Here is a 5,264-nt window from a genome sequence, read left to right on the forward strand (position 1 = left end):
TGGGAGATCTACGAGAATCCCGCGACTCGCTTCGTTGCCGCCTTCATCGGGCGCGCCAACATGCTCCGCGGCCACGTGGCTGAGGGCGCGCTTGAGCTTCTGGGCCACAGGGTCCCAGTCCCTGAGGATCTGACGCTGCCCGACGGGGAGCTCCTTGGTGCCGTGCGCCCTGAGAGACTGCGCCTGGTCGACGCAGGCAGCACCGATGTCATCGGCACTGTTAAGGAAGCCGTCTACCTGGGCGCCATCGTGCGGTACTGTGTCGCCCTTGACGACGGTCTTGAGCTCGACGTCGAGGTCCCTAGTTCGAGGGCTGTCCATCAGCCGGGCGAGCCGGTGGGAGTGGACTGGCGTCTGGAGGATGTCCACTTCTTCAACGACAGCGCCGGAGCCTCTTGACGGGCAAAGACGTTGGGAGGAGTGACGAGCTGATTGGACGCGTCAAGCCGACCACATAGTCTAGGAGATCCGCCCGGGGCCCTTACAGAGGCGGGGCACTGGCCAGCGATTCGCTACCCGTTGGGATCAGTTCCTCATAGAGGGCCCGAAGATCTTGGTTGGTGAACTCGCCTTACCCGTTTCCGCCTACAGGATCGTCCAGACCATAGCGATCGATCAGTCCCTTGACGGCGTCCACGTGCGCTTGTTTGCTGTTGGCGATGTTCTGGAAGACCGGCTGGCTCCACGTATCGAAGAGCGCCTGGTAAACGTCCCGGGCTAGCTTCTTTTCCTCGCGCATAAGGAGAATACCCTCTATTTCCTTATCGCTCAGGTTGGCGAATCATGCAGTCTCGACACTGGTCTTCTCCTTGTCGTTTGCGTACTGCGGTCGTCCGGGGGCCCGCCGCTGCCACCGTAACGCCGACACCCGCGGCGAAAGAAGCTGCGACGACAAGCGCTACTAGAATCCTCATGCTCGTCTGCTTCATCTTCTCGAACATCTGTTTGATCTCTTTCGGTCTCTTGGTCTCTTGACATTCACGAGGGGATTCTACCAGGGGCCTTTGGAGATAGCGTACAGGCTGGATGCAGATCGTGTGAAGAAGGGAAAGATCTGCCTCTTGCGACATCTTTGGTGTTAGCGGCGACCTCCACTCGAACCGATGGTGGCTTCCGTCCTCTAGCCGACCATGCTGGCGACGTCTCCTCCTCACCCCCGTGCGCCGACCAGACGGCTGGCTTCCTCCACGGTCCTCACGGTGGAGCGCACCTATCTCGAAGAGCGCGGCTCCACCCTGCTGATCACGCGCTACTTCGGGCGGCTGATCGTATGTACGGGGATTCACGCTCAGTGGATCGGGCTCGTGGTTTGGCTGTGTAAGCTAGCGTACGGGCTAGCCGGCGGCATTGGGCAGGAGAAAATCGGGTGGTAGTCAGCGGACTAAGCCTTGCATTCGGCCGCCGCATCCCTTGACCCAACAGGTCGCAACTGATAGGATAGTGCTGAGAACAGACGTTCTTCTGGCATAGCGTCGCGAAGTATCACCGCGAAATCGGTCTTTCAGGGCGGAATCACTCCTCAGAAGGGCCATTCTGCGCCGCGAAAACCGATTCTGACGAGGTTGAATTATGCCGCGAAAAACCCGGACAACTCTGAGGACAACGGTTCTACCGCGGCAGAAACAGCCAGCAAAGCACCAACGATGACCTGGAACGAGGCCGTCGACGTGCTTCTTGCCATGCATCGATCTAGCACTGCAGTCCAGTACCGTCGTGCCCTAGATGGGCTAGGTATGCCTGTTGCCAGATGTCCGGTCTTTCTCTTGCTGAGAAGCGAGGGGCTGTGGTCATGGAGCACGGGGACCTGCTTAGACGCCCTTTTGCCGCTCCTTCACCAGCAAGCCTCGCTTGGTAGGTGAGGGAGCTGTGGTTTTTTCACGCTGGAAGGGCATCGACTGCTAGTCTCAGGGGATACGTCGCTGTCCGAAGGGATCTGGCGCCGGCTGCGCCACAACATACGAGTAGCGCCGATTGGTAGGGCGATGACGATGGACGTCGAAGATACCTTCGGGCGGTGGCGGCCACGGGGCCAGAGATGGTGACCACCGCACGCTACGACAGGTTAGATCGCTTCCCGGCTTACGCGCACGCCAGAAAAGAGAGTCTTGCCTCCTCTTGCATGATGCCTGCCCGTTTGCCCCCCTTCAGATCCAGACAGTCGATGAAACCGTTGCGGCTTGGCCCTGTGGTCAGCCTCCGGCCAGCCGGATATGCCGGATGGAAGATGCCGGGGGCAGCCAGATAGCCCCGTTCCAGGGCTTCGATCAACGTACTCTCGCGCGCGAGACTGGGTACCAACGATCTCAGGGTGGATCCGTCTACAGCTCGTGATGAACGCCGCTTCGCTAGCGGTCGAACACTACTGCCGCCTTGGCCCAGGCGTGCAATCCTCTGCAGGAGGAACCGCGCTTCCTTGAGCAGGAATTCCCGCCGTTCGACCACAATGGGATCGCGAAGGTACTTGGTCAGCTCCGGCTCATGCTGCTTGAAGACCCTGACACACCGTCTCACCAGCTTCGAGCTTTCTACAATGTCTTTCACTGTTGCAGCGTGGTCGGCCTCGCAGGTGCTCACCACGTGGATGATGTGGGGCGAGATCATCATCTGTAGGAACGTGGATCTGGCCAGTTGGAATCTGGCGGCATCTGGATCCGGATCGAAATACCCGACGCCCGTTCGAGTTTGTGTCCAGATCCTGGGTCTGTCTGGGCCCCGGGGCAGCAACTTGTTGGCGAGTTCCAGGCTCGCAGTCATCTTCGCCAAGTCTGCTAGGTCGCCGGTCTCGCGAGGCTTGTTGAACTGCATCTGCAGCACCAGGTCACGCACGCTGGCGTTGAGCATCACGGCCGTGATCAGTCCGTAGTCGGCACAGATGAGCGTATCGTGGGCCCAGCGAGATGACCACTGATTGGGATCGTTCATTTCCACAGGGATTCCCAGTTGAGCCAGTTTTCTCACTGCGGCAAGGTGCTCTCGGATCGAGTCAGGTACGGTCATAGGCCCCCGGCTGTCCAATTCATTGAACCAATACAAGGGGATGGCCTGATGGGCTCCGGTCAACATGCCTGCTTTGATGCACGTATGGATGAAGCCAACCAAATCTACAACGTGGGCGTAGGGCTTGATAGACGGAAAATTCCCTCGCTGTGTTGCTTTTGCCAGCTCAACCAGGTCGTCGAACGTCTTGTAGGGCACGCCGCCGTCGTTCTTCCGGCGGGCAAACTCCTCCGGCCTGCCAAAATACCGCTGAGAGAGGTCCGAAGAGCCCAGCGAGATCTCGTCAATCACCCTCGATTGGGCCAGTCTTGCGATCCCCTCAGCCGTTGGCTTGATCGACGCGGCGGGGACGCCAAAATGGGTTCGCAGAACCGGGATAGGGGACTCGCAAACTCGCCTCGGCAGGAATCGCATAGCGGCTGGGGAGGGAATGGGCAGTGGAGGTTCGGTCAGGTACGAATCGTCGGCGGTGACTGCTGTCGCCAGCTGATCCAATTCCGGGATCGTAGGGGGATACAGCTCCCTTCTGAGGTCCTGGAGGATAGTCGCGCTGCGGGCGTCTGACACGTCAAAGAAGTCTAGCACCCTGGCGGCCCGGTCCAACAAGTCGTCGTCCTGCCGCATTGTCGTCACCTCGCAGGGCAGACGGCTTCCACTCCCTTCGATGGCGCGCATCGTCTCGGGCAGGCCCGCGAAGGCCAGCTTCCGGACCTCTCCATTGGCTGTCCGGAGCAGCCCGGTCTCGTCCAGGCGTTTCAGAAAGCGGGTGAACGCTTGAAGCCCTACACTAGGGCTGAGCCTGTAGCTCAGGCCGACGTAACCGGGATCGTCGCGCTGAATGCGCTCCATGATCTCCCGAACCGTTGTTCCCGGTGGAACAAGTCGCACGGCGATGCCCGCTCTCTGGGCAATGCGCGAGGCCTTGTACAGCCCCTGAGTATGTGGGTCGTTTCCCAACGTTGCCAGCACACAGTTCTTGCTCACCTTCTGCCCCCAATCTGCCCAATAGATACTGCTTCAGATACCCTGTTTTGAAGGGCTCCAGATTCCTGCCCGTCTTCCTTCCGTCCATCCCCGTAACGTCTTGGTACAGGTCGATGATGCGTGTCATGGCCTCGTGTGGTATGCCGAACCTCTCCGCAAGGCTCTCCAGCGGGACCAGACCGGTCGGAATGTCCTCGTGTATGTATCTTTCCTGCGGGTACGATCTCCTCTGGTACGTGGACGTTCTTCCTATGGCATCCGACAGGGGCTCGCCCGGAATCCTCGTCGCGCCATACGTGTAATCCAACCAGTGCTGGGCGGAGACGACGGAGTCGTGTATGGGCTGAAGATGCACGGCCCGCAGGCGCCGTAGTTCCTGGATGCTGGAACCAGACGCACGTGATTTCGGCACCTCTTTCATGATGGACGCCCATTCCTGCTCTCTGGGGTCACCTTGCAGTCCAAAGACTGAGATCCCGAGCGCGTGCGCAATCCGGAGTCGCGTCTGATCAATCTCCTCAATGACACTGGCCACCTTGACGTTCCTGGCAATGCCCTCAAGGTAGAACGGGAAGGTGGTGTTTGCTTTGTCTGCGGCGAGTATCGCATCCCAGTTCAACAGATAGGTAGTGGGGTGGAAAACAGCCCCAATATTCCCCAACGACGTCGTTGCAGGAAGTCCACTGGTGAGAGTCTGGGGGAAAATCCCCTTCAATGCCGCCAGCGCACGTCCTGACACGTCTCCCTCCACCGAGGCCATCCAGCTCTTCTTTCTTCGTTTGATATAGGTGGAACCGGGGGAGGACGACTTGCACGAGTACGGACAGGTCTGGAAAGAGATGACAGGGTATTGCTCCCCAAGGATGCGCCACAAATAAGGAGTCGCGAGGGTTCGCGAGGGGGAGAGGACCAACAGAACGCCACCCCCTTCTAGCAAGCCTGCTTCCTTCAACCGCCTGGCGCTTTCCTCCTGATACTGGGCTGGATGAGCGAGGATAATGATGTCGGACACATCGATCAGTCGCTCGAGATCGTGCCCCACCTCACCGGCCCCAAGGGGAAGAAAGGCTGAGGTTTCCTCGATGTTGTTGCCGGGCCTCTGGCGGTAGATTCCACCCTGCTGCATAAGCGTGGTTACGGCTTCCGTACCGTGTTGAGAGGAGCGGGCGTATCCATATACCTCAACACCGATCGAGAGACAATCTGTCAGGTACGCGTGACCAGACTGTGTACTCACACCATAGATGCCAATTCTTGTCATTGTTTCCTTTTCTTGTGAATGA

Annotated in this window: 4 protein-coding genes; 1 reads left to right on the top strand and 3 read right to left on the bottom strand. The window is 59.1% G+C overall.

Annotated features, from left to right (window positions below; all coding sequences use genetic code 11):
• The coding region (locus tag U9Q18_06055; GenBank protein MEA3313920.1) for a TOBE domain-containing protein at positions 1–399 on the top strand (399 nt) is incomplete at its 5' end.
• Positions 400–571: 172 nt separating this feature from the next.
• Here the strand turns inward: U9Q18_06055 and U9Q18_06060 are convergent.
• The 3 genes from U9Q18_06060 to U9Q18_06070 all read right to left on the bottom strand — a co-directional run.
• Positions 572–772: a DUF2202 domain-containing protein gene (locus U9Q18_06060; protein ID MEA3313921.1), complete on the bottom strand. Its 201-nt coding sequence runs from the start codon at positions 770–772 to the stop codon at positions 572–574.
• A 1,307-nt stretch (positions 773–2,079) separates the two neighbouring features.
• Positions 2,080–3,846, bottom strand: a complete 1,767-nt coding sequence (locus U9Q18_06065; GenBank protein MEA3313922.1) for a hypothetical protein — start codon at positions 3,844–3,846, stop codon at positions 2,080–2,082.
• On the bottom strand, positions 3,785–5,264 hold a 1,480-nt coding region (locus U9Q18_06070; protein MEA3313923.1), incomplete at its 5' end, for an NAD/NADP octopine/nopaline dehydrogenase family protein. The genes U9Q18_06070 and U9Q18_06065, both read right to left, overlap by 62 nt.

Source organism: Caldisericota bacterium, from assembly GCA_034717215.1.
Taxonomy (GTDB): Bacteria; Caldisericota; Caldisericia; order Caldisericales; family Caldisericaceae; genus UBA646.

What these genes read in the sequence shown, in the direction of transcription:
- U9Q18_06065 (MEA3313922.1), bottom strand. Translation starts at nt 3,846, where the DNA reads ATGGAGCGCATTCAGCGCGACGATCCCGGTTACGTCGGCCTGAGCTAC.